This window comes from Aeromonas taiwanensis (genome assembly GCF_000820165.1).
Taxonomy (GTDB): Bacteria; Pseudomonadota; Gammaproteobacteria; order Enterobacterales; family Aeromonadaceae; genus Aeromonas; species Aeromonas taiwanensis.
Map to the genome: position 1 here is coordinate 1 of NZ_CDDD01000035.1, position 21,178 is coordinate 21,178.

Consider the following 21,178-nt stretch of genomic DNA (forward strand, 5'->3'; position numbering starts at 1 on the left):
GCGGCAAGGCGAGCCTCTTCCGCGGCCTGAGCCTCGGCGGCAACACGTGCCTCTTCCTCGGCCAGCAGGGCGTCATTGACGATCACCGGTTCCAGCTCGGACGCACACTCCTCGACCACTACGGGGCCATGGTCATCCAGCTCGGCGGGGGGAGCGCACTCCTCTTGCACACCAGTATTCTGTGCGCTGGCCGGCGTCTCGACAGCCTCGGGCTGCACGGTATCGGAAACGGGGGCAGGGCTGGTCGAGACTTCGGACTCAGGGGTGGCTTGGGGTGTCTGTGGTTGGACGGCCTCAGCCTCTTCTTTCTTGCGGCCGAAACCCAGCCAGGAAAACAAACCTTTTGCCATCTAAAAATACTCACATCAAAGGCTGACTGCTAAGATAGCCGTCCCTCGGCGGGTCGGCATAAAAATGAACCGCCTTATACTATCACTTTATTTTCTGACGACGAAACGCGATGCCCAGAGTGAAATCCAGCCGTAGCAGCCCGAGCAAGAGCCCGGCCCCCCAGGGGCGAGCGGGTGTGGTAAGAATCATCAGCGGCCAGTGGAAGGGTCGCAAACTGCCGGTCAGGGATGTGGAAGGTCTCAGACCCACCACGGATCGCGTCAAAGAAACCATCTTCAACTGGCTGGCGCCCCATGTGCGCGGAGCCCGCTGCCTCGATCTGTTTGCCGGCAGCGGCGGCCTGGGACTGGAGGCGCTGTCCCGTTACGCCGAGCAGGTGACCCTGATCGAGATGGACAAGGGCGCCGCCGACCAGATCAAGAAGAATCTGGCCGTGCTCGGCAGCAGCCAGGGCCAGGTGATCCAGGCCGATGCGGTGAGCTGGCTACAAGGCCCGGTCACCCCCTTCGATCTGGTGTTCCTGGATCCGCCGTTTCGCCGCGAGCTGCTGCCCCAGGTGTGCGACCTGCTGGAGCAGCGCGGCTGGCTGGCGCCAGACGCCCTCATCTATCTGGAGCGGGAAAAGGAGATGGCCGATCTGGCCCTGCCCGCCAGCTGGCAATTACTCAAGGACAAGCAGGCCGGCCAGGTCTGCTATCAGCTCTATCTGCGGGACACCAAAAATGACGCAGCAGTTTAAAGGGGGGAGATGTGCGCAGTGCCCCTCCCCGTCAATCTGGGCAACGAATCAAGGACAGGCAGGTCGATCACATCAGGTCTGCCATCAACTCTATGTACGGGAGGTAGGTGATGAAGCGGGTGTTTAATCTGTTGGCGATGGGGGTGTTGCTGTTCTTCTGGTTCGGCGTGGCGCTCGCCCTGCTGGGCACCCTGCCCGGCAAGCTGAACGGCTTCCTGCCAGTCTGCGGCGTCATCGTGATACTGATGCACTGGGTACAGGCGAGCATGATCAAGGCGGCCTGCAAGCCCTACTTCGCGGTCACGCGCCTGGAGTTCACCCAGGTGTTGATCTTCGGCGTGTTCGGCATGATGGAGATCCGCGCCAAGCTGCAGGCCATCATAGACGCCAGACAGAAGGGCGAGAACCCGCCCAGGGTCGACTAGCGTCGAGCCGCCATGCCTGACCAGAAGGAGTGACACGTCACTCCTTCGTTGTTTTTCCGAGGCTGATCCCGAGCCTGATGGAGAGCACGGCGAGCAGCAACAGCATGGCGATGAGGGAGAAGAAGTTGCTGCCAAGTTCAGGGTACTGCACCTTGATCAGGGCAGAGTGGCCGAACGCGCCGATGAAGAAACAGAGCAGGATGCACCTGGGGGTATTGCCCACCATGGGCTCCTGGCGGTAGTACTGATAGAGCTGGCTGGCCGCCAGCAGCAGGGCGATCAGGGGGAAGAAGGAGAAAGGCACCACGGATTCGGTCACCACCGCGAGGAAAGCATCACCGCAGATGCCTATCAGCAGGGCCAGTAACAGGGGCTTCTTCGGGATCGGGGTCGGTTCGTGCATGGGGCTGTCCATCCTTGCGTTAAGAGAGTGATTCGCGACGCTTGCGGTTCTGTACCTCGGCGCCCATGGCGATCATCCGCAGCTGGCTGATAGTGCGCTCCGACAGGGCCCGACACTCTTCACTGGTCATGTCGAGGGCGTCGGCGCCGGCACTGAAGACGATGGTCACCATGGCTTCGGCCTGGATGTAGGCCTCTTCCCGTGGCGCCTCCGTGGTGGCCTCCAGATAGTCGGTCAGCTCGGCGATGAAGTGCTGGATCTCCCGGGCCACCGCCTGGCGGAACGCCGCCGAGGTGCCGGAGCGCTCGCGCAGCAGCAAGCGGAAGATGTTCGGGTTGTTTTCGACGAATTCCATGAAGGTCTGCACCGAGGTGCTGATGACGCTGCCGCCACCGGCGATGCGTTGGCGCGCCTGGCGCATCAGCTGACGCAGGGTCAGGCCACCCTCGTCCACCAGGGTCAGCCCCAGCTCCTCCATGTCGCGGAAGTGACGATAGAAGGAGGTCGGCGCTATGCCCGCCTCCCTGGCCACTTCCCGCAGGCTGAGGTTGGAGAAGCTGCGGTTGGCACAGAGTTGACTGAACGCCGCCTCGATCAGCGTACGCCGGGTCTTTTCTTTTTGTTGCGCGCGAATACCCACGAAAACTGTCACCTTGAGATGAGCGAGGCCAGATGATAACCCGAAGGGAGGGGCGGGATCAGGTTTGTCTCCGACTTTTTTACCATTGACCCGCATTCCGGCTCAATGGAGAATAGTGAACAGCTGTTCGCTGAAAGGAACCGAGTGAGATGGAACGCCCCCCGATCATCATGACCAACACCCTGCTGTTTGCCCTCTCCGGGCTGACCGCACTGATCGCCGTGCCCTGGTACGGCATGACCCATGGCTATGACCTCTGGCAGTGGGGCAGCTTCCTGCTGCTGTTCTGCTATTGCGGCATCTCCATCACCGCCGGCTACCACAGGCTCTGGTCCCACAAGGCCTACAAGGCGCACCCTATCCTGCAATGGATCTTCGCCATCGGCGGGGCCCTCGCCCTGCAAAACTCGGCGCTGCACTGGTCGTCCGATCACCGTCGCCACCATCGCCACGTGGACGACAACCACAAGGATCCCTACAGCGCGGGCCGCGGATTCTGGTTCTCCCACATCGGCTGGATGCTGCGGGAATACCAGCGCGACACCTATCACGACTACACCAATGTGCGGGATTTGCAGAACAACCCCGTCGTCGCCTTCCAGCACAGGCACTATCTGGCGCTGACCCTGGCCACCAACATCGGCATTCCGCTGGTACTGGGACTCGTCCACGGGGATCTGCTCGGCATGCTGCTGCTGGCGGGGGTACTGCGCATGGTGATGACCCACCACACCACCTTCTTCATCAACTCCCTGGCCCACATCTGGGGCAGCCAGCCCTTCACCGATCGCAACAGCGCCCGGGACAACGGCATCCTGGCCTTCTTCACCTTCGGCGAGGGGTACCACAACTTCCACCACCTGTTCGAGAACGACTATCGCAACGGTATTCACTGGTGGCAGTTCGATCCAACCAAGTGGCTCATTCGCAGCGCCGCCTGGTGCGGTCTGGCGAAGGACCTGAGATCCTGCCCGGAGGAGCGCATCGAGCAGGCCAGGCTGGAGATGCAGCTCAAGCGCGCCCAGGCAAGGCTGCACAGGGGAGAGGACAGGGAGCGGTGGCAGGCCCTGCTGCAGGAGGAGTACGACAAGCTGAGCCTGCAGATCCAGCACTACTACGCCAGTCGCAAGTCCCTGCTGGAGCAGCGCAAGCGCACGGCCATGGCACGCTACGACAGGCTCAAGCTGCAACTGGAGTATCGCACGCTGCGCGATGGCTTCCTCGCCAGCAAACGCAACTGGAGCCGCCTCCTGGCCGGCATTGCCTGACGTCGGAACGCCTTGCCGACAAGACCGCCTCCGGGCGGTCTTTTCATTGGTCCCGGCTGGAAGCGAGCATAAAAAAATGGGGCGACATTCGCATGTCACCCCCTCGCAAATAGCATGTTCCATATTGGGATCCGGCAACGACGGGGAACCGTTGTGCCTCACGGGTTTCCGCTCCCGTTCCGCGCTGCCAGCCGAAGCAATCCGGCCAGCCCATTTCCCCTGCTGCTTTCACCCACACGGCAGACCAGCCGCCGTGTTTGTCCTTGCAACCGAAATACTACGCAGTTCCGTAAAATAGAAAACCGCTTTATCCGGCCCGCCATGGAGACCTGGTGGCGATCGCATCGCCAGCCTCAAGAGATAAACCGATTAAAAACAATACGATAAAATCCCAACCCGATTTTGGATGGCAAACGTTGTCTTCGAAGGCGCACAAGGCTTTGCGAGATCTCGCACAAGGTGTGCACCATTCACAGCCAGCGGTGCAACGGTAACCAATCGCTCAATTGCGCCAGCAGCCGCCGCCATGCAGAGGGGGACGCCGCCACCGGGTGAACGGCCTGCTGCAACCAGCCATCGATGAGTTGCTGCAACTCGTCGCACAGCACCGGGCACCTGAGGTGCAGCATCAGCTCGGTGTTGAGCATCAGGGAGCGGGGGTCCAGGTTGAAGCTGCCGAGCAGCGCCTCCTCCCGCCCCATCAGGATCAGCTTGGCGTGCAGGCTGACCTCCTCCCCCACCAGCTCGAACAGCCCTATCCCCTGGCGTTCGAGCCAGGGGCGGTGACGCCGATAGGCGCCATACACCAGGGGGACGTCCGTGCTGGCCAGGGAGTTGGTCAGGATCTCGATGCCGACCCCCGCCCTGCGCTGCCCCCTGAGCTGGCGGCGCAGGCTCCGGGTCAGGATCAGGTAAGGGCTCACCAACCTGAGGTCCCCCAGATTGCCGGCCAGCTTGCGACCCAGCAGAGGCGCCGTGGCGGGCCGGGAGACCAGCCCCTTGCCGGGCCGGTCAAACCAGCACTCCCCCCGCCCGGGGTGCCAGCGCAGGGAGACAGGTTCGTCGTCGAACAGGCTGGCGGGCAGATCGTAGACGGCAGCCACCGCGGGCTCGGTCAGGGTCAGCAGGAAGTCGTTCAGCACCGTGACCTCGGCGGGCGACAAGGCGCGCCGCAACAGGCGCCGCACGGGATGGCTCCAGCGGCTGTACCAGAACAGGTCGAATCCCTGCTCGGCCTGCTGGCAGAGCGGGCCCCGGCAGAGCAGATCCAGATCGATGAAATGGGGGGGTGGCCCGAGATCGAAGTAGCGGTCGCCGATGTTGCGCCCCCCGATCACCGCCTGGCAGCCGTCCACCAGCAGCAGCTTGTTGTGCATACGGTGGTTGATGCGCCGAAAGCTCAGCAGACCCTCCAGCAGCAGGGTCAGGGGGCGCCAACCCCTCAGCCAGAACGGGTTGAACAGGCGCACCTCGATGCCGGGCTCTGCCGCCACCGCTTCCAGGAAGCGGTTGTCGCCCCCATAGAGGTCGTCGATGAGCAGCCGGATCCGGACCCCGCGCCTCGCCGCCCGGATCAACTCGGCCAGCAGCAGCTTGCCGCTGCCGTCTTCCTCCCAGCTGTAGTACTGAGCCAGGATCCGGTGGCGGGCGTGGCGGATCAGCTGGCAACGGGCCTTGAGGGCGTCACCGGGGTTATCCAGCAGGGCGAAGTCGGCGGTGAGCAAGGGTCATCTCCCTGTCATCTGGTCGTGGCATAACCCAGACAACCGCCCCGATCGCCACATGTCAAGGAGCCGATGATGGAACTGCGCGACCACCCCTCTCTCAGCCAGGGCCCCCAGGCCAGCCAGCCGGCCCCGACCCCCGCCAGGCTGCTGATGCCCTGGTACCTGCAGCACCAGGATCTGGGTTGGGACCCCCTCCCCCCGCTTCACGGGGATCGCTTTCCCGGGTGGCATTGAGCGTTCAGGGTTGCACCGCCTCGATGGCCTCCGACTTGCCCTCCAGCTGGGGCAGGCTGAAGCGGTAGCCCACGTAGTATTTGTAGATGGTACCGACGTAGTTGATGGGCCCCTGGCCCACCTCGTTGGCCACCAGCTGTTCCACGTTGCCGAACCAGACGTTGGGATCCAGCCCCCGCTCCCCAGCCTTGGCCTGCAGGGCCTTCACCCGGTTCGGGCCCGCGTTGTAGGCGGCCAGTGCAAACAGGTGGCGGTTGATCCTGTCCATCCCGGGGTCGTTGAAGTAGGTATCGAGAATGAGCCGCATGTAGCGGCAGGCCGCCTCTACATTGCCCTCCAGGCTGGTGAGCCTGGCGCCGCGGATCCCCACCTCGCCCCCGGTGCTCGGCAGCAGCTGCATGATGCCAACTGCCCCCCGGTGGGAGCGGACATTGGGGTTGAGCCCCGACTCCTTGTAGGCCAGGGCCGCCAGCATCAGCCAGTCCAGCCCGTACTTGTCGGCCTGGGTTTCCAGCACCTTGCGGATGGTCGACAGGCGGCCCAGGGGATCCGGCGCCAGTATGTTGCTCATCTGGTCGCTCTGGGCCAGCAGGCGGCGAAGGGTCATGTCGCTGTAGAGGGTGCGCTTGCTCGACTCCGAAATATAGGCGTTCACCGCCTTGAGCAGCTCCGGGCTGTTGTTGCGCAGGGCCCAGGCGCTGCGCCCCTGATCCCGCAGCGGGATCAACCTGTGGGCCTTGAGCCCCCCTATCATGTCGAGCCAGATCCGCCCCTTGAAGCTGTCGGTGACCGTCAGCGGGATGATGCCGGCCGCCACCATCTCCAGCAGGTCCCCGTCCTGCAGGTACTCGGGTACCGTCTCTATGTAGACGGGGGGCAGCCCCAGCTCGCGAAACAGCCAGTTTAGCTGGCGCAGGCTCTCGTAATAGCTGGAACTGGCCCGCACCCAGATCCGCCGGCCGGAGAGCTGGGTGATGCGGTTGAAGGCTGGCAGATCCCGCTGACTCACCACCCACTCCTCGATGGGGGAGATGAGCGGCTGGGAGAAGGTCACCTGCTCGCGCCGGGTCGGCGTCACCGTCAGGTTGGCCGCCACCAGATCCCCGCGCCCCTCGGTGAGGTAGTCCAGCAACTTGTCCTGGCGTACCGGGATGTAGATGATTTTGAGCTTGAGTTTATCTTTGGCCAGATAGGTCCGGTTCAACCAGCGTTCGAACCCCTGCAGCTGATTGACCAGTATGCCGTACTGGGCCCCCTTGTCGAAGAAGAAGAAGCCCCGCTCATAGACCACCAGGGCCCTGAGTTCCTTCTTCTCCAGGATGTGATCGAGATCCCCGGCCTGGGACAGGAGCTTGGGTTTGACATCCGGGACACGTGAAGGCGTTGCGCCAGACAGAGGCATGGGATCCGCCGCCAGCAGGGGGAGAGAGCAGAGGGCCAGCAGGGCCCAGATCCATCGCCGTATCATGATCCAGCCACCTCATCGTGGGCCGACTCGCGTCGGGGGAAGCGTCAGCAGAACGACGTCTGTGGCGCCTGCGCCTCATGGCAGGGGCCATGGCGGTGCGGGCGCGCGTCCGCCCATCGGCTCGTTCCGCTCTGGCACCGGGAACGTCCGCGGGATAACTCACTATACAACGGGGAAGGCTATTGGAGGGGCAATACGGCAGGCGAGCCTGCCGTTTCATCACGAACTCAGAGCGAGCGGGCACGCATCTCGAAGATCAGTTTCTCGGCGGTGCAGGTAAATTGCAGGCGGGCCTTCAGGATCACACCGTGGGCACCCTGGCTCAGCTCGCTGCTGCTCTTCGCCTCGGCAGTCACCTGCCGGGCCAGCGCCTCATAGGCCGCAAGCTTGGCGCGGGCATCGGCCTCTTCCGCCGCCTCTATCACCAGCTCCATCACGTCATCACCCTCGCCGATGATGGTCCCGATCTCGGCGAAGCAACCGCAGCTGTCACAGGTCTCGTTCAATTCCACTTTCTCGTCTACAGACATATGTTTACTCCTACTTATTCCGGATATTGCCATCGTCACGCAAGGCGTTACGAAAATCTCTGATGGCGGCGCCCAGGTCCTCACCGGCGCCGGCCAGGCGTTTGCTGCCAAACACCACCACCACGACGACGAGCAGGATCAGCAGGTGCCAGATATGGATTCCACCCAGCCCCATAGGGATACTCCTGACAGATTAGATACCCTGAAGTTGTATCAAAAGAAAGCGCCTCGATTGTTGGGCAAAATCAAGGCAGGTGCAAGTTGGCGGGAAAATCGCTCAGATGCGGACGTTCGAGGCAAAAAAATACGGCGACCTGGAGTCGCCGTATGAATCAGTGCTACTTGTCCCCTCAACCGCTACATCCTGTACCAGCCGCCACCAGGGCGAGAGACGGATTGAGCATAGGATCGCCAAGATATGAAAACAAATGGTATAAATTCATCTAAGAATTGAAGAGGATTCATATCATGTTGCTGGAACAGTTGGGGCGTATAGACCTCAATCTCTTGATTATCCTGCAAGTCTTGCTGGAAGAGCGCAATGGCAGCCGGGCCGCCCGCCGCCTTCACCTGAGTCAGTCTGCCGTCAGCAAGGCCCTCGGCCGTCTGCGGGAAACCTTCGACGATCCCCTGTTCGTCCGCTCCGCCTACGGGATGGACCCCACCCCCCGCGCCCTGGATCTCCAGCAGCAGTTGCAGCCCATACTGCTCTCCCTGGACAACCTGATCCAGCCGCCGGATTTCGATCCGGCCAGCACGGAGCGGGAGTTCGTCATCGCCAGCATGGACAGCGCCTTCACCCTGTTCGCGCCCCTCTACCTGAGCGAGCTCAAGCGCCAGGCCCCCGGTATCCGGCTGCGTTACGAGGAGTGGACCGAGCACAGCCTGACCGAGATGAGTCAGGGTCAGGTGGACATCGCCTTCACGGTGCGGGAAAACTGCATCAACTCGGACTTCCGGCTCGACACCCTGCCCAACGCCATCTGCCAGCGGCTGCTCACCATCGACGATCTCACCTGCCTGGTGCAGCGGGATCACCCGGCTCTGCGCGAGCCCGGCTGGGATCTCGCCCGCTACCTCGCCTACCCCCACGTGCAGACCTACTGCGAGGGGCGGGATCGCTGGATGCTGGATCACAAGCTGGCGGAGCTGGATCTCTACCGCCGGATCGAGGCGACCGTGCCCTCCTTCGAGGCGGCCCTGCGCATGGGCATGCATTCGGACATGATAGTGACCCTCTCCCGGCTCTATGCCCGCCATGCCACCCAGGTCTATCCGCTGGTGCCACTGCCGCTGCCCATCGCCCTGGACAGCATCTCCCATCTGCTCATCTGGCATCAGCGTCACGAGGAGGATCCGGGGCACCGCTGGCTGCGGGAGACCCTGCTCACCCTCATCATGGGCAAGCTGGAGTCCCCCACCAGCGCGGTGGAGAGTGCCGCCTGACGCGCAAAAAAACGGGGCTGTCTCAGCCCCGCTTCGTCAGTTCTGGTTCGTCACCGCCAGATAGTGGTGCACGCCGTCCAGCAGCATCTGCACCGAGATCATCACCAGCAGCATGCCCATCAGCCGCTCCACCGCGGTGAGTCCTCGCTCACCCAGCAGCTTGTTGAACAGCTCGTAGAACATCAGGATCACGGCGCTGGCCCCCCAGGCCATCAGTAGGGCCAGGGACCAGTCCACCATCCGGGTCGGCTCCTGGTTCGCCAGCAGCAGCAGGGAGGCCAGGATGGAGGGGCCCGCAATCATGGGGATGGCCATGGGCACCAGGAAGGGTTCCTCCCCCGCCGCCAGCCCGGTCACGCCGCCCGGACTCGGGAAGATCATCTTGATGGCGATGAGGAAGAGGATGATGCCGCCAGCGATGCTGACCGCCTCCTGGCGCAGGTTGAGGAAGCTCAGGATCTGCTGACCCGCGAACAGGAAGCCCATCATGATGACCAGAGAGAACAGCAGCTCGCGGATCATCACCTTGCGCCGCCGCTTGGGATCGACATGGCGAAGGATCGAGAGGAAGACCGGCAGGTTCCCCAGGGGATCCATGATCAGAAACAGCATGACGGCAGCGGAAAAAGTGTCCATACAACGCCCAGGCAGAGCCTTTCAACAAGAGGGGAAAAGAGGGCGAAATATAACAAAGGTGGCGGGATTCGGCGAGCACCCAGGTGTGCCCGCCGCCAGGGATCACCCGTGGTTGCAGATCTTGTCGGCGCGGGTCTGGAACCCTTCGTCAGATTCGATGAACTTGCCGCGCTGGGCCAGGAAGGCGATCAGGGCCTCGGCATCCATCTCGCTCGCGCTGCAGGTATGGAAACGGGCATCGGCGCCAAAGTGCGTCTCGATCGCCTGCTTCAGGCTGGCCCGGGTAAATTGCCCGCCCTGCGCCAGCATCATCTCCATCACTTCGTGGCCGTGTATCGACTGGGACATCTCAAACCTCGTTAATCATCATGTCAGATGCCAATTAAAACCAAAAGTCCGCAGCATGATCTTGATATAAGCCAACAAAGCGCCTTTTTTGCGCCACCGGGGTGATCGTATTCACCGCTTTGTCGATAATGTGGCAACCTGACGGGGGGACGGCTACACTGGCGCCCCTTTTTGCCATCGCAGACAGAAAATAAGGACATTGGCGTCATGCTGTTCCATGGATTGGTCTTCAAACCCTGGCGGATCTGGACCCGCCGCCCACTCTGGTTGAAGACACTGCTCGGCATGCTGACCGGGATAGGGCTGGGGCTCTGCTTCAATGAGCAAGCGCTGTTGCTCAAACCCGTCGGCGTCCTGTTCGTGAACACCATACAGATGCTGATGGTCCCCCTCATCTTCTGCTCCGTCATCGCCGGCCTCACCGCTCTGCTCAAGGGCAAGCGCCTGGACCGTATCGCCGGCAAGGCCATCGCCCTCTACCTCAGCTCCACCGCCGTCGCCATCTGCATCGGCCTGATGATGGGCTGGCTGCTGGAGCCGGGCATGGGTGCCAATATGGGTCCCTATGAGCGGGGTGCCATGGCAGAGCAGCCGACCCTGGCCAGCGTGCTGAGCCACCTGGTGCCGCGCAATCCGATGCAGGCCATGGTGGATGGCAAGATATTGCAGGTGATCGTGTTCGCCGTGGCCCTCGCCCTGGCCCTCCATGCAACTGGCCGGCGTGGCCGCCCCGCCATCCTCTTCTTCACTTCCCTGGCGGAAGGGATGTTCAAACTGACCCAGATGGTGATGTCACTGGCCCCCTACGGCGTCTGCGCCCTGATGGCCTGGATGACCGGCAAATACGGTGTCAGCCTGCTGCTGCCGCTGCTCAAGGTGATCGGTGCCGTCTACCTCGGCTGCCTGCTGCACGTGCTCGGCGTCTACAGCAGCCTGCTTATCCTGCTGGCCCGCCTCAATCCGCTGCACTACTTCAAGAGCATCGTCGACGCCCAGGCGGTGGCCTTCACCAGCAGCTCGAGCAGCAGCACTCTGCCCATCAGCCTGGCCTGCGCCGAGCGCCGGCTCGGGGTCTCCCCCGCCATCACCGCCAAGGTGCTGCCCATCGGGGCCACCATCAACATGGACGGGACAGCCCTCTACCAGGGGGTCACCGCCCTGTTCGTGGCCCAGGCCTTCGGCGTAGATCTGCACCTAGTGGACTACCTGACCATCATCAGCATCGCCACCCTGGCCAGCATCGGCACGGCGGGGACGCCGGGCACCGGGCTCATGCTGCTGACGCTGACGCTCACTGCGGTGGGGTTGCCGCTGGAGGGGGTGGCCCTCATCGCCGGCATAGACAGGATCCTCGACATGGCGCGCACCACGGTCAACGTCTCCGGCGACATCCTGGTCTCCGTGCTCATCGCCCGCAGCGAGAAGGAGCTGGATCTCGCCACCTACCACGACGCCAGCGCGGGGGATGACATCGACTTCACCCTGCGCTGAGGCCGCGCGGGCGGCACTCAGTGGTCGTGGGGATCGTGATGGCAGCGCCAGCAGATGTCGAAGTTGGCGCCGTTCTCCTCCCCGCACTGACCACACAGCCAGCCGTTGCCCTGCCGCTGCTGGTAGCGTTCGATGATCCGCCCCGCCTTGCTGCGATCCTGCTCGCACACCATCAGGGTGACCTGCAGCAGATCCACCGGCAGCTCTCCCAGCGCGCCGGAGAGCCCCTCACCGCTCAGCCTCACCCTGACTCCCTCGACCTCCAGCGCCCCTTTGAGTGCGTGCGCCTCCAGGGAGTGGGAGGCCCGATACAAGTTAATCCACTGATCCATACGTTGTCCTCGAAACCGCTTGTCAGTGCCGCCAGCGCGACCCTCATGCCAGGGCGAATACCTCCAGGGAAGGGGAGACCAGATACAAGCCACGCCATGGATCCATGAAAGATCTCTGCACCATTCCCCTATCGCAAGGCTCCCGCCCGAGCCATGCCGCCCGGGGCGGCTGGTCCGATGGCTTGTGATCCACTATGGCCCGTCCCTGTCATCCCCACACCGGCACCCGCCCCCGGGCGCCGCTCACAACAGCTTGTCGATGCCATACTCGGGGCCGTTGGCCACCAGAAAATCGATGAATGCCCTCAACTTGCGCGGCATCAGCCGCCGCTCCGGAAACAGCAGGTAGATGGGCACCCTGGGTTGCTGCCAGTCCGGCAGCAGCGACACCAGAGCACCGCTCGCCAGCTCATCATGGCACAGCATGGCGGGCAGGGAGGCGAGCCCCAGCCCGGCCTTGGCCGCCTCCCGGGCACAGGTGATGTTGTTGACCTGGAAACGGGAAGGCGGGTCCACCAGCACCTCGCGCTCCTCCCGCTCGAAACACCAGTGAGAGGACAGAAAGCCGCTGCTGACCGCGATCCGCTCGTGGTGCACCAGATCCTCGGGCCGGCCGATCGCCGGGCTGCGCGCCAGATAGTCCGGACTGGCGCACAGCAGCCGCTCCGTGCTCCACAGCCGCCGAGCCGCCAGGTTGGAGTCGCTCATGTCGCCGACCCGTACTATGGCATCCAGCCCCTCGCTGATGGGCTCCACGATGCGGTTGGTCAGCTCCAGCTCCACCCGCAGCCCCGGATAGGCCTGCAGGAAGTTGGCCACCAGCCTGCCCACCACCAGCTGCCCCGTCTCGATGGGCACTGCCAGCTTGAGGGTACCGGTCACCTCCTGCTGGCTGGCGCTCAGCATCAGCTCTGCCTGGGCCAGCTCCTCCACCGCCTTGCTGCAGCGCTGGTAGTACTGCTCACCCGCCTCGGTCAGGGTGAGCTGGCGGGTAGAGCGGTAGAGCAGCCGCGCCCCGAGGCGCTGCTCCAGCTCGGCGATGCGCCGGCTCACCGTGGCCTTGGTCATGCCCAGCTCCTGGGCGGCGGCGGTGAAGGAGCCCTTGTCGACGATGCGCACCAGAATTAGAGCTGCGTTCAGGTCCATTGTCTCACCGGTGAAACTGTATATCTCATGAATGGATACTAATCGAAACAGTTTCGCGATGTTAGCCTGCCCGCCACAGTTCAGGAAAACCAATATCATGAGTCAACACAAGAAGATCCCCCTGCTGGCCGCCCTGCTGCTGGCACTGCTGGGCATGCTGTTCGCCGCCTACTGGTATCTGCACGGCCGCTACTTCGAGAGCACCGACAACGCCTACCTGCAGAGCGAGGTGACCGGCATCGGCTCCAAGCTCTCCGGCTACATCAGCGAGGTGCTGGTGACCGACAACCAGGCGGTGAAGGCCGGCCAGCTCATCGCTCGCCTCGACGACCGCGAATACAAGACCAGGGTGGCGGAGGCCGAGGCCGACCTGCGTCTCAACCAGGCGACGGCGGAAAATCTCGCCGCCACCCGTACCCAGCAGCTGAGTCTCATCCGCCAGGCGGAGGCCAGGGTCAGCTCGGCCAATGCCGAACAGATTCGGGCCCAGCAGCAGGTGCGCCGGGTCAGCCAGCTCAATGAGCGCCACTACAGCTCCCAGGACAGCCTGGACGAGGTGCGCGCCGGCTTGCAGGTCAACCAGGCCCAGGAGCAGGAGGCCAAAGCCGCCCTGCAGGCCGCCCGCGAGCGGCTGCTGGTGCTGGATGCCGAAGCCAAGCAGAACCAGGCCAAGCTGGCCCTGAGTGAAGCTCAGCTAGAACAGGCCAGGCTGGAGCTTGGCTACACCGAGCTGCGGGCACCGGCCGACGGCATCATCGGCAAGCGCAGCCTGCGGGCCGGGCTCTATGTCCAGTCCGGCATGCAGGTGGCCAGCCTGGTGCCGCTGCAGCAGGTATGGGTCGAGGCGAACTTCAAGGAGACCCAGTTGCAGCACATGCAGCCGGGGCAGAAGGTGGAGGTGATCCTGGATGCCTACCCGGATCAGCCGGTCGAGGGGATCATCGACAGCCTGGCGCCGGCCACCGGTGCCAAGTTCGCCCTGCTGCCGCCGGAGAACGCCACCGGCAACTTCACCAAGATAGTGCAGCGGGTGCCGGTCAAGATCCGCATCCCGGAGCCGGGTGCGCTGGCGGGCAAGCTGCTGCCGGGCCTCTCTACCGAGGTGATAGTGGATACCCGCACCCCTGAACCCGTGGTGGCCGCCCACTGATGGAACCCATTCCACGCCGCAACTGGATCGCGGTCATGGGGGGCCTTATCGGCGCCTTCATGGCCATCCTCGACATCCAGATCACCAACGCCTCCCTGAAGGACATTCAGGGGGCGCTCTCGGCCACCCTGAGCGAAAGCTCCTGGATCTCCACCTCCTATCTGGTGGCGGAGATGATCGCCATCCCCCTGAGCGGCTGGCTGAGCCGGGGGCTGAGCGTGCGGCGCTACCTGCTGTGGACCACAGGCGCCTTCATCGTCGCCTCCGTGCTCTGCTCGTTCAGCTGGAACCTCACCAGCATGATCGTCTTTCGGGCGCTGCAGGGTTTCACCGGCGGAGCCCTGATCCCCATGGCCTTCTCCCTCATCGTCAGCCTGTTGCCGCTGCAAAAGCGGGCCACCGGCATGGCGCTGTTCGGCCTGTGCGCCACCTTCGCTCCCGCCATCGGTCCGACCCTGGGGGGCTGGCTGACGGAACAGATGTCCTGGCACTACATCTTCTACCTGAACGTGCCACCGGGACTGCTGGTGATGGCCATGCTGGCCCACGGACTGGACCGGAAGCCGGTGGACTGGGAGGTGATCAAGCGGGTGGATCTCATCGGCATCCTTACCATGGCGGTGGGGCTGGGTCTGCTGGAGGTGGTGCTGGAGGAGGGCAACCGGGAGGACTGGTTCGGTTCCAGCTTCATCGTGCGACTCACCGTCATCTCGGTGGTGGCCCTAGTGTTCTTCGTCATCAGCCAGCTGCTGCGCCGCCACCCCCTGGTCAACCTGCGGCTGCTGCACAACCCGCGCTTTGCGCTGGCCTGCTTCGCCTACCTGGTGCTCGGCATGGCTCTGATGGGCTCCATCTATGTGCTGCCCCTCTACATGACCCAGATCCACAACTACAACGCCCTGGAAATCGGCGAGGTGCTGATGTGGATGGGGTTGCCCCAGCTGCTGGTGCTGCCCTTGGTGCCCAAATTGACCCACAAGATAGACCCGCGCTATCTGGTGAGCTTCGGCTTTCTGGTCTTTGCCATCAGCTGCTTTATGAACGTCAACATGAGCGCCGACTACGCCGGCCCCCAGCTGATCCAGTCGCTCATCGTGCGGGCGCTGGGGCAGCCCTTCATCATGGTGCCCCTCTCCCTGGTGGCGACCGCCAGCCTGACCCCGGACGAGATACCCTCCTCCTCCACCCTGCTCAACGTGCTGCGCAACCTGGGGGGCGCCTTCGGCATCGCCATCATCGCGACCCTGATCGACAACGATACCCGGACCCACGTCAGCCAGATCGGCAGCACCCTGGCCGCCACCAGCATCGAGGGGCAGAGCTACCTGCTGCAGCTGGCCCAGAGCATGATGGCTCAGGGCTCGGATCCGGCACTGGCGCAGCAACAAGCCAGAGCCATGCTGTCGAACACCATCAGCCGCGAGGCAGCCATCATGGCCTACAACCAGGTGTTCTACGTGATGGGCATCTTCCTGCTCATCGCCAGCGCCCTGATGCTGCTGCTCAAGCAGCCGGCCCCGAGGGCGCCTGATGCAGAACCGGTCGAGGCGTGAAAACGGTGGGAATGGAATAGCAAAACGGGCCAGAAGGCCCGTTTTTCATTGCTGCCCGCCGGTCAGCCCGCCAGGGAGGCGGCGATCAGGAACTGGGCGGCGAAGTAGCTGGTCATCACCCAGGCCGTGGCATGGGGGAACGGACGACGGAAACGGTCGAGGGCCAGCATGCTGTCGGAGAAGAGGAACATCAGCGCCCCCACCAGGGCGGCGGCGCTGCCGGCAGTGAGGGAGGCATGCCAGGCGCCGGCGGCCACCCAGGCCATGGCGATGATCACCAGCATGTAGCAGAAGACGGGGATCCGCATCTCCCCAAGACTGCCCCACAGCAGGCCGAACACCAGGGCTGCCAGCCCCAGCAGCAGCAGGCCGTCCACCAGCTTGAGCACCAGGGGGCCCTGGGCAAAACCGACGATGTAGCAGAGGTGCGCGACAAGAAATGCCGCCAGCCCCTGGATGAAGCGATCCCGTGGCAACATCAGCAGTACGTCCCCGGCCAGGGAGAGGCAGAGGCCGAGCAGGATCCAGGCATGGGAGCCATTGTGATCGTCACTCTGGTAACCGAATGCTAGGGCGATGATGAACAGCATGGTCAGGGGCTTGCTGATGTAGAACTGACGGGAGTCTGAGCCATAGGCCGCGCGGATGTGCCACCAGCCCGATGCGATGATCAAGAAACTCAATACCATACCCTGCTCCTCACCGACTGCGCGCGCTCGGGCGGCAACCCCTTTAGTGCACGCAAGAGTAGCAAATTCCCCCGGCCAGTGGCAGAGGGTGAGACATATGGCACCCTACACCTAAAGTCTAATTGCCCCTCCCTCGTGGCTCGGGCATAAGAGACAGCTCTGGAAGATCACCATGGAAGACGCTATGACCAACTACCTGCCCGCCATCGACATCATGATGTGCCACCTTGGGATCAGCTTTGAGCAAGCCTGCGAGCAGCTTGGCCTCAGCCCGCAGGAGCAGCAGACCCTCGACCAACTGCAAAAACAGAAGCAGAACCAGTCCAACTAATCCTCCCGGCATCGGCATCCCGATGTGCCACATGCCGGGCATCAGCTTCGAGCAAGCCTGCGAGCAGCTTGGCCTCAGCCCGCAGGAGCAGCAGACCCTCGACCAACTGCAAAAACAGAAGCAGACCCAGTCCAACTAATCCTCCCGGTATCGGCATCCCGATGTGCCACATGCCGGGCATCAGCTTCGAACAGGCCTGCAAGCAGCTTGGCCTCAGCCCGCAGGAACAGCAGACCCTCGATCTGCTGCAAAAGCAGAAGCAGAAGCAGAACCAGTCCAACTAATACTCCGGACATCGGCTTAGAGCAGATCTGCGAACAGCTTGACCCCAGCCCACCATAGAAAACGGCGCCCGAAGGCGCCGTTTTCATTGCACTGGTTTATGGGCGGGCAGCCCGGCGGCGTTGCAGCCAGACCACGGCGCCGAACAGCAGGAAGCCAGGCAGCCACATCAGCTCCTTGTTCCAACGCTCGGTGGGGGCCTTGACACTCAGGATCTGCTGATCCATCTCCAGCCCCAGCTCGGCGGCCTGACTGCCGAAGGTCACGGTGTCGATCAGGATCTTGCCGTCCTGCTCGTAGGTCTGGATCCCCAGCTTGGCCAGACGATCCTCACCGCTCGCGCCATCCGGCACCGGCAACAGCACGGTGAAGCGGCGCAGCTTGCCCACCGCGTCCTCCCCTTCCATGCGCAGGCGCAGTGTGCTCTCTGCCTCCACCTGCCCCATGGTCTGGACCAGCTCCGCCGGTGCCGTGTCACGATAAGGGTCGTGCAGCAGATCCATCCAGAAGCCGGGGCGGAACAGGGTGAAGGCCACCAGCAGCAGCAGCACGCTCTCGTACCAGCGGCTCTTCACCAGGAAGTAGCCCTGGGTAGCGGCGGCGAAGATCAGCATGGCGATGGTCGCCACGATGAAGATCATCACGCCGTGGGCGAAGTCCACGTTGATGAGCAGCAGGTCGGTGTTGAAGATGAACAGGAACGGCAGCGCCGCGGTGCGCAGGCTGTAGTAGAACGCCGTGATCCCGGTCTTGATGGGATCCCCCTTGGAGACGGCGGCCGCGGCGAACGAGGCCAGCCCCACCGGCGGGGTCACGTCCGCCATGATGCCGAAGTAGAAGACGAACAGGTGCACGGCGATGAGCGGCACGATGAGACCGTTCTGCTGCCCCAGGGTGACGATCACCGGCGCCAGGAGGCTCGACACCACGATGTAGTTGGCGGTGGTGGGCAACCCCATGCCGAGGATCAGGCTCAGCAGTGCAGTCAATATCAGCATGAGCAGCAGGTTGCCCATGGAGAGGAACTCCACCAGATCCGCCAGCACCAGGCCGACCCCGGTCTGGGAGACAGCCCCGACGATGATACCGGCGGTGGCGGTGGCGATGCCGATGCCGATCATGTTGCGGGCACCGGCGATCAGCCCCTCGCGCAGGTCCACCATACCGTCGGTGAAGCTGCCGTAGTCATGCTTGCCGTCCGTGCGCAGCCAGTTCAGCAGCGGGCGCTGGGTCAGCAGTATGATGATGAGCATCACCGAGCCCCAGAAGGCCGACAGGCCGGGGGAGAGGCGCTCCACCATCAGACACCACACCAGCACCACCACAGGCAGCAGGAAGTGCAGGCCGGAGAGCAGCACGGCGCGGGTCTCCGGCAGCTCGTCCAGGGGCTTGTCCGGATCTTCCGACGGCAGCGGCTCGTTGCTCGCGGCAATCTTCAGCAGACCCAGGTAGGCGGCAGCCAGCAGCACGCTGATCCCCGGCAGAGCGTAGTCACCCAGCGCCGGCTTGAGCCAGCCCAGGCCATAGTAGACCGCCATGGAGAGGCCGCTGATAAGCGCCGCACCGAAGGCGAAGCCGGTCAGGCGACGCAGCCAGGGGCGCGGCTGACGGTTGCCGATGGGCTCCATGCCGAGCTTGAGCGCCTCGAGGTGCACTATGTAGAGCAGCGCGATGTAGGAGATGGCCGCCGGCAGGAAGGCGTGCTTGATGATCTCCACATAGGGAATGCCCACGTACTCCACCATCAGGAAGGCGGCGGCGCCCATGACGGGGGGCATGATCTGGCCGTTGACCGAGGAGGCCACTTCCACCGCGCCGGCTTTCTCCTTGGAGAAACCGACCCGTTTCATCATGGGGATGGTGAAGGTGCCTGTGGTCACTACGTTGGCGATGGACGAGCCGGAGATGACGCCGGTCAGGGCCGAGGCCACCACGGCCGCCTTGGCCGGGCCGCCACGCAGGTGGCCGAGCAGGCTGAAGGCGAGCTGGATGAAGTAGTGGCCCGCGCCGGCACGCTCGAGCAGGGCGCCAAACAGCACGAACAGGAAGACGAAGCTGGTGGAGACCCCGAGGGCGATACCGAACACCCCTTCGGTGGTGATCCACTGGTGGTTAGCCAGCGCATGCAGGCTGACCCCGCGGTGGGCCAGCAGGGAGGGCATCCAGGGGCCGGCCAGGCTGTAGGCCAGGAAGACGATGGCGATCACCGCCAGGGCCGGGCCGAGGGCGCGGCGGGCTGCTTCCAGCAGGAGCGGAACGCCGATACAGGCGACCACGAAGTCCATGGTGGTCAGGTTGCCGGGGCGCTGGGCCAGCTGGTCATACATGACAAACAGGTAGCTGGCGACGGCGGCCCCGATGAGGCCGAGGGCGATGTCGCCAAGCGGCACGCGGTCGCGCGGCGAACTGCGCATGGCCGGGAACACCAGGTAGGCGAGCAGGATGGCGAAGGCCAGGTGAATCGAGCGTGTTTCAGTGTCGTTGAGAACACCGATGCCGAGAGAAAACGGCAGCGGCGAAGCGATCCAGAGTTGGAAAAGGGACCAGATCAGCGCGAGGCCCGCGATGATCCAGCTCATGGTGCCCACCGGCAGGCGGGCTCCCACGTCCTGGGCGATCAGCTCCTCGGCCGAGAGCGCCTCTTGTTGTTGTGTTTGCTGCATAGTGTGACTCTGTTGGTGCTGCAATAAACGAGACTCGCTCCCCCGAAGGAGGAGCGAGTCAGGGGCACATCCGAAGCCGCAGCCGGATTACATCCAGCCACGCTCCTTGTAGTAACGCACCGCGCCTTCATGCAGCGGGGCGGAGAGGCCCACCTTGATCATGTCGGCTTCCTTCAGGTCGGCGAAGGCCGGGTGCAGGCGCTTGAAGCGATCCAGGTTGTCGAACACGGACTTGACCAGCTGGTAGACCACTTCCGGATCGGCCTTGGCACTGGTGGAGAGCACGGCCTTGCCACCGATGGACGGGGTCGGGTTCGGACTGCCCTTGTACAGGCCACCCGGGATCTCGGCCTTGCTGTAGTAGCTCTTCTCGGCCAGCAGCTTGTCGATCTCGGGGCCGGTCACCGGCACCAGCACGGTGTCGGTGGTGGTGGAGGCTTCCTGGATGGCGCCGTTCGGGTGGCCGACGAAGTAGCTCATGGCGTCGATGTTGTTGTCACCCAGGGCGGAGGCCTGCTCGGCGGGTTTCAGCTCGGAGACCAGGCTGAAGGCGGACTTGTCCCAACCCTTCACGGCCATGATCTCTTCGAAGGTGTCACGCTGGCCGGAGCCCGGGTTGCCGATGTTGACGCGCTTGCCCTTCAGATCGTCGAAGCTGGCTACCTTGGCGTCCTTGCGGGCCAGGATGGTGAACACTTCGCTCTGCAGGGAGAAGACGGCACGGATATCGTCCATGGCCCCTTCGGCCTTGAACGGCTCGACGCCCTTCATCGCCTTGTACTGGTGGTCGGACTGCATGATGCCGAAGTTGAACTCACCGGAGCGGATGCCGTTGACGTTGGCAACACCGCCACCGCTAGCCGGTGCGTTGCACTTGATCTGGTGATCGGCGGCGCCGCGGTTGAGGAAGCGGCAGATGGACTGGCCCGCCACGTAGTAAACGCCGGTCTGACCGCCGGTGCCTATGGTCACGAAGCGCTCCTGCGCCTGTACCGGACCACCAAATGACACACCGACCAGGGCCGCCGACAAGGCGCACGCCAAGGATAATCCTTTCATGTTCTTCATCCTTTTCATTGATTAATCCCACCCGTTTCCCGGGTGATTATGAGGCAGGCCCGCTCTGCGACGGGATTGCCTATACAGCCTCGTACGAGGAAATGGTCGAGCGACACGCGCTCTTCCATAAGCCACCATCATCCTGCGGTGAGATAATCAGCGTCATGCCGATCGGAGATGATCTGACCACGACCAGGTCAGTTCAAAAGCATCAACGCCCCGATTAAGCACATAACGCCAACATAAATCAAACAAAACAGCAAAATG

Annotated in this window: 22 protein-coding genes and 1 pseudogene; 9 read left to right on the forward strand and 14 right to left on the reverse strand. The window is 63.4% G+C overall.

What is annotated here, in order from left to right; translation table 11 throughout:
* Positions 1 to 350: pseudogene (locus BN1136_RS19710) on the reverse strand (signal recognition particle-docking protein FtsY); the annotation flags it as partial.
* 110 nt (positions 351 to 460) lie between these two features.
* Between BN1136_RS19710 and rsmD the strand changes: the two are divergent.
* Together rsmD and BN1136_RS06080 are read left to right on the forward strand one after the other, a co-directional pair.
* A complete protein-coding gene (gene rsmD / locus BN1136_RS06075; RefSeq protein ID WP_043756812.1) occupies positions 461 to 1,090 on the forward strand; it encodes a 16S rRNA (guanine(966)-N(2))-methyltransferase RsmD in 630 nt (209 codons plus the stop codon).
* Between the two features lie 110 nt (positions 1,091 to 1,200).
* Entirely contained in the window at positions 1,201 to 1,515 is a 315-nt protein-coding gene (locus BN1136_RS06080) for a DUF1145 domain-containing protein (RefSeq protein WP_043756809.1), read from the forward strand.
* Positions 1,516 to 1,552: 37 nt separating this feature from the next.
* Here the strand turns inward: BN1136_RS06080 and BN1136_RS06085 are convergent, their stop codons facing one another.
* Entirely contained in the window at positions 1,553 to 1,918 is a 366-nt protein-coding gene (locus BN1136_RS06085) for a YijD family membrane protein (RefSeq protein WP_043756807.1), read from the reverse strand.
* 19 nt (positions 1,919 to 1,937) lie between these two features.
* Positions 1,938 to 2,558 (reverse strand): HTH-type transcriptional repressor FabR, encoded by a 621-nt coding sequence (gene fabR / locus BN1136_RS06090; RefSeq protein ID WP_043756803.1) that lies wholly within the window; start codon positions 2,556 to 2,558, stop codon positions 1,938 to 1,940.
* 149 nt (positions 2,559 to 2,707) lie between these two features.
* Here fabR and BN1136_RS06095 point away from each other — a divergent pair, with 149 nt between their 5' ends.
* On the forward strand, positions 2,708 to 3,826 hold the full coding sequence (locus tag BN1136_RS06095; protein WP_043756800.1) for a fatty acid desaturase: 1,119 nt from the start codon (positions 2,708 to 2,710) through the stop codon (positions 3,824 to 3,826).
* Between the two features lie 470 nt (positions 3,827 to 4,296).
* Here BN1136_RS06095 and BN1136_RS06100 read toward each other — a convergent pair whose 3' ends face one another.
* Positions 4,297 to 5,550 (reverse strand): phospholipase D family protein, encoded by a 1,254-nt coding sequence (locus tag BN1136_RS06100; protein ID WP_043756798.1) that lies wholly within the window; start codon positions 5,548 to 5,550, stop codon positions 4,297 to 4,299.
* Between the two features lie 75 nt (positions 5,551 to 5,625).
* Here BN1136_RS06100 and BN1136_RS20375 point away from each other — a divergent pair, with 75 nt between their 5' ends.
* On the forward strand, positions 5,626 to 5,787 hold the full coding sequence (locus BN1136_RS20375) for a hypothetical protein (protein ID WP_197068425.1): 162 nt from the start codon (positions 5,626 to 5,628) through the stop codon (positions 5,785 to 5,787).
* Positions 5,788 to 5,791: 4 nt separating this feature from the next.
* Here the strand turns inward: BN1136_RS20375 and BN1136_RS06105 are convergent, their stop codons facing one another.
* From BN1136_RS06105 to tatA, 3 genes are all read right to left on the reverse strand, one after another.
* Complete coding sequence (locus BN1136_RS06105) at positions 5,792 to 7,255, reverse strand: MltF family protein (protein WP_043756795.1); 1,464 nt, start codon at positions 7,253 to 7,255, stop codon at positions 5,792 to 5,794.
* Positions 7,256 to 7,482: 227 nt separating this feature from the next.
* Positions 7,483 to 7,785 carry a YfcZ/YiiS family protein gene (locus tag BN1136_RS06110; RefSeq protein WP_043756792.1) on the reverse strand — a complete coding sequence of 101 codons (303 nt, stop codon included), beginning with the start codon at positions 7,783 to 7,785 and terminating at the stop codon, positions 7,483 to 7,485.
* A gap of 10 nt (positions 7,786 to 7,795) precedes the next feature.
* Positions 7,796 to 7,960: a twin-arginine translocase TatA/TatE family subunit gene (gene tatA, locus BN1136_RS06115; RefSeq protein WP_043756790.1), complete on the reverse strand. Its 165-nt coding sequence runs from the start codon at positions 7,958 to 7,960 to the stop codon at positions 7,796 to 7,798.
* A 293-nt stretch (positions 7,961 to 8,253) separates the two neighbouring features.
* On the opposite strand from tatA, the gene BN1136_RS06120 reads away from it, so the two are divergent.
* Entirely contained in the window at positions 8,254 to 9,231 is a 978-nt protein-coding gene (locus BN1136_RS06120; RefSeq protein ID WP_043756786.1) for a LysR substrate-binding domain-containing protein, read from the forward strand.
* 36 nt (positions 9,232 to 9,267) lie between these two features.
* Here the strand turns inward: BN1136_RS06120 and BN1136_RS06125 are convergent, their stop codons facing one another.
* Together BN1136_RS06125 and BN1136_RS06130 are read right to left on the reverse strand one after the other, a co-directional pair.
* A complete protein-coding gene (locus BN1136_RS06125; RefSeq protein WP_043756783.1) occupies positions 9,268 to 9,867 on the reverse strand; it encodes a YhgN family NAAT transporter in 600 nt (199 codons plus the stop codon).
* 102 nt (positions 9,868 to 9,969) lie between these two features.
* The gene (locus BN1136_RS06130; protein WP_043756778.1) at positions 9,970 to 10,215 is read right to left on the reverse strand and encodes a YecH family metal-binding protein; all 246 of its coding nucleotides are present in this window, start codon (positions 10,213 to 10,215) and stop codon (positions 9,970 to 9,972) included.
* A gap of 207 nt (positions 10,216 to 10,422) precedes the next feature.
* Between BN1136_RS06130 and BN1136_RS06135 the strand changes: the two genes are divergently transcribed.
* Positions 10,423 to 11,706, forward strand: coding sequence for a dicarboxylate/amino acid:cation symporter (locus BN1136_RS06135; protein WP_043756774.1), 1,284 nt, complete (start codon positions 10,423 to 10,425; stop codon positions 11,704 to 11,706).
* Between the two features lie 17 nt (positions 11,707 to 11,723).
* On the opposite strand, the gene BN1136_RS06140 is transcribed toward BN1136_RS06135, so the two are convergent.
* Both BN1136_RS06140 and BN1136_RS06145 read right to left on the reverse strand, forming a co-directional pair.
* On the reverse strand, positions 11,724 to 12,038 hold the full coding sequence (locus tag BN1136_RS06140) for a putative signal transducing protein (protein ID WP_043756772.1): 315 nt from the start codon (positions 12,036 to 12,038) through the stop codon (positions 11,724 to 11,726).
* A 243-nt stretch (positions 12,039 to 12,281) separates the two neighbouring features.
* Entirely contained in the window at positions 12,282 to 13,184 is a 903-nt protein-coding gene (locus tag BN1136_RS06145; RefSeq protein WP_043756771.1) for a LysR family transcriptional regulator, read from the reverse strand.
* A 97-nt stretch (positions 13,185 to 13,281) separates the two neighbouring features.
* Here BN1136_RS06145 and BN1136_RS06150 point away from each other — a divergent pair, with 97 nt between their 5' ends.
* Together BN1136_RS06150 and BN1136_RS06155 are read left to right on the forward strand one after the other, a co-directional pair.
* Positions 13,282 to 14,334 carry an HlyD family secretion protein gene (locus tag BN1136_RS06150; protein ID WP_043756768.1) on the forward strand — a complete coding sequence of 351 codons (1,053 nt, stop codon included), beginning with the start codon at positions 13,282 to 13,284 and terminating at the stop codon, positions 14,332 to 14,334.
* Positions 14,334 to 15,887, forward strand: coding sequence for a DHA2 family efflux MFS transporter permease subunit (locus tag BN1136_RS06155; protein WP_043756764.1), 1,554 nt, complete (start codon positions 14,334 to 14,336; stop codon positions 15,885 to 15,887). Before BN1136_RS06150 ends, BN1136_RS06155 begins: the two co-directional genes overlap by 1 nt.
* A gap of 62 nt (positions 15,888 to 15,949) precedes the next feature.
* Here the strand turns inward: BN1136_RS06155 and BN1136_RS06160 are convergent, their stop codons facing one another.
* A complete protein-coding gene (locus tag BN1136_RS06160) occupies positions 15,950 to 16,576 on the reverse strand; it encodes a lysoplasmalogenase (RefSeq protein ID WP_043756759.1) in 627 nt (208 codons plus the stop codon).
* Between the two features lie 172 nt (positions 16,577 to 16,748).
* Here BN1136_RS06160 and BN1136_RS19715 point away from each other — a divergent pair, with 172 nt between their 5' ends.
* Complete coding sequence (locus tag BN1136_RS19715) at positions 16,749 to 16,907, forward strand: hypothetical protein (protein ID WP_081843562.1); 159 nt, start codon at positions 16,749 to 16,751, stop codon at positions 16,905 to 16,907.
* A gap of 380 nt (positions 16,908 to 17,287) precedes the next feature.
* Here BN1136_RS19715 and BN1136_RS06165 read toward each other — a convergent pair whose 3' ends face one another.
* A complete protein-coding gene (locus BN1136_RS06165; protein WP_043756756.1) occupies positions 17,288 to 19,852 on the reverse strand; it encodes a TRAP transporter permease in 2,565 nt (854 codons plus the stop codon).
* 87 nt (positions 19,853 to 19,939) lie between these two features.
* Complete coding sequence (locus tag BN1136_RS06170; protein WP_043757115.1) at positions 19,940 to 20,911, reverse strand: TAXI family TRAP transporter solute-binding subunit; 972 nt, start codon at positions 20,909 to 20,911, stop codon at positions 19,940 to 19,942.
* Positions 20,912 to 21,178: the final 267 nt, after the last annotated feature.

Bases quoted from the DNA above. Each gene is read 5' to 3' on its own strand.
- rsmD (WP_043756812.1), top strand. From the start codon at position 461: ATGCCCAGAGTGAAATCCAGCCGTAGCAGCCCGAGCAAGAGCCCGGCC.
- BN1136_RS06080 (WP_043756809.1), top strand. From the start codon at position 1,201: ATGAAGCGGGTGTTTAATCTGTTGGCGATGGGGGTGTTGCTGTTCTTC.
- BN1136_RS06085 (WP_043756807.1), bottom strand. From the start codon at position 1,918: ATGCACGAACCGACCCCGATCCCGAAGAAGCCCCTGTTACTGGCCCTG.
- BN1136_RS06095 (WP_043756800.1), top strand. From the start codon at position 2,708: ATGGAACGCCCCCCGATCATCATGACCAACACCCTGCTGTTTGCCCTC.
- BN1136_RS20375 (WP_197068425.1), top strand. From the start codon at position 5,626: ATGGAACTGCGCGACCACCCCTCTCTCAGCCAGGGCCCCCAGGCCAGC.
- BN1136_RS06105 (WP_043756795.1), bottom strand. From the start codon at position 7,255: ATGATACGGCGATGGATCTGGGCCCTGCTGGCCCTCTGCTCTCTCCCC.
- BN1136_RS06110 (WP_043756792.1), bottom strand. From the start codon at position 7,785: ATGTCTGTAGACGAGAAAGTGGAATTGAACGAGACCTGTGACAGCTGC.
- tatA (WP_043756790.1), bottom strand. From the start codon at position 7,960: ATGGGGCTGGGTGGAATCCATATCTGGCACCTGCTGATCCTGCTCGTC.
- BN1136_RS06120 (WP_043756786.1), top strand. From the start codon at position 8,254: ATGTTGCTGGAACAGTTGGGGCGTATAGACCTCAATCTCTTGATTATC.
- BN1136_RS06125 (WP_043756783.1), bottom strand. From the start codon at position 9,867: ATGGACACTTTTTCCGCTGCCGTCATGCTGTTTCTGATCATGGATCCC.
- BN1136_RS06130 (WP_043756778.1), bottom strand. From the start codon at position 10,215: ATGTCCCAGTCGATACACGGCCACGAAGTGATGGAGATGATGCTGGCG.
- BN1136_RS06135 (WP_043756774.1), top strand. From the start codon at position 10,423: ATGCTGTTCCATGGATTGGTCTTCAAACCCTGGCGGATCTGGACCCGC.
- BN1136_RS06140 (WP_043756772.1), bottom strand. From the start codon at position 12,038: ATGGATCAGTGGATTAACTTGTATCGGGCCTCCCACTCCCTGGAGGCG.
- BN1136_RS06145 (WP_043756771.1), bottom strand. From the start codon at position 13,184: ATGGACCTGAACGCAGCTCTAATTCTGGTGCGCATCGTCGACAAGGGC.
- BN1136_RS06150 (WP_043756768.1), top strand. From the start codon at position 13,282: ATGAGTCAACACAAGAAGATCCCCCTGCTGGCCGCCCTGCTGCTGGCA.
- BN1136_RS06155 (WP_043756764.1), top strand. From the start codon at position 14,334: ATGGAACCCATTCCACGCCGCAACTGGATCGCGGTCATGGGGGGCCTT.
- BN1136_RS06160 (WP_043756759.1), bottom strand. From the start codon at position 16,576: ATGGTATTGAGTTTCTTGATCATCGCATCGGGCTGGTGGCACATCCGC.
- BN1136_RS19715 (WP_081843562.1), top strand. From the start codon at position 16,749: ATGGAAGACGCTATGACCAACTACCTGCCCGCCATCGACATCATGATG.
- BN1136_RS06165 (WP_043756756.1), bottom strand. From the start codon at position 19,852: ATGCAGCAAACACAACAACAAGAGGCGCTCTCGGCCGAGGAGCTGATC.
- BN1136_RS06170 (WP_043757115.1), bottom strand. From the start codon at position 20,911: ATGAAAGGATTATCCTTGGCGTGCGCCTTGTCGGCGGCCCTGGTCGGT.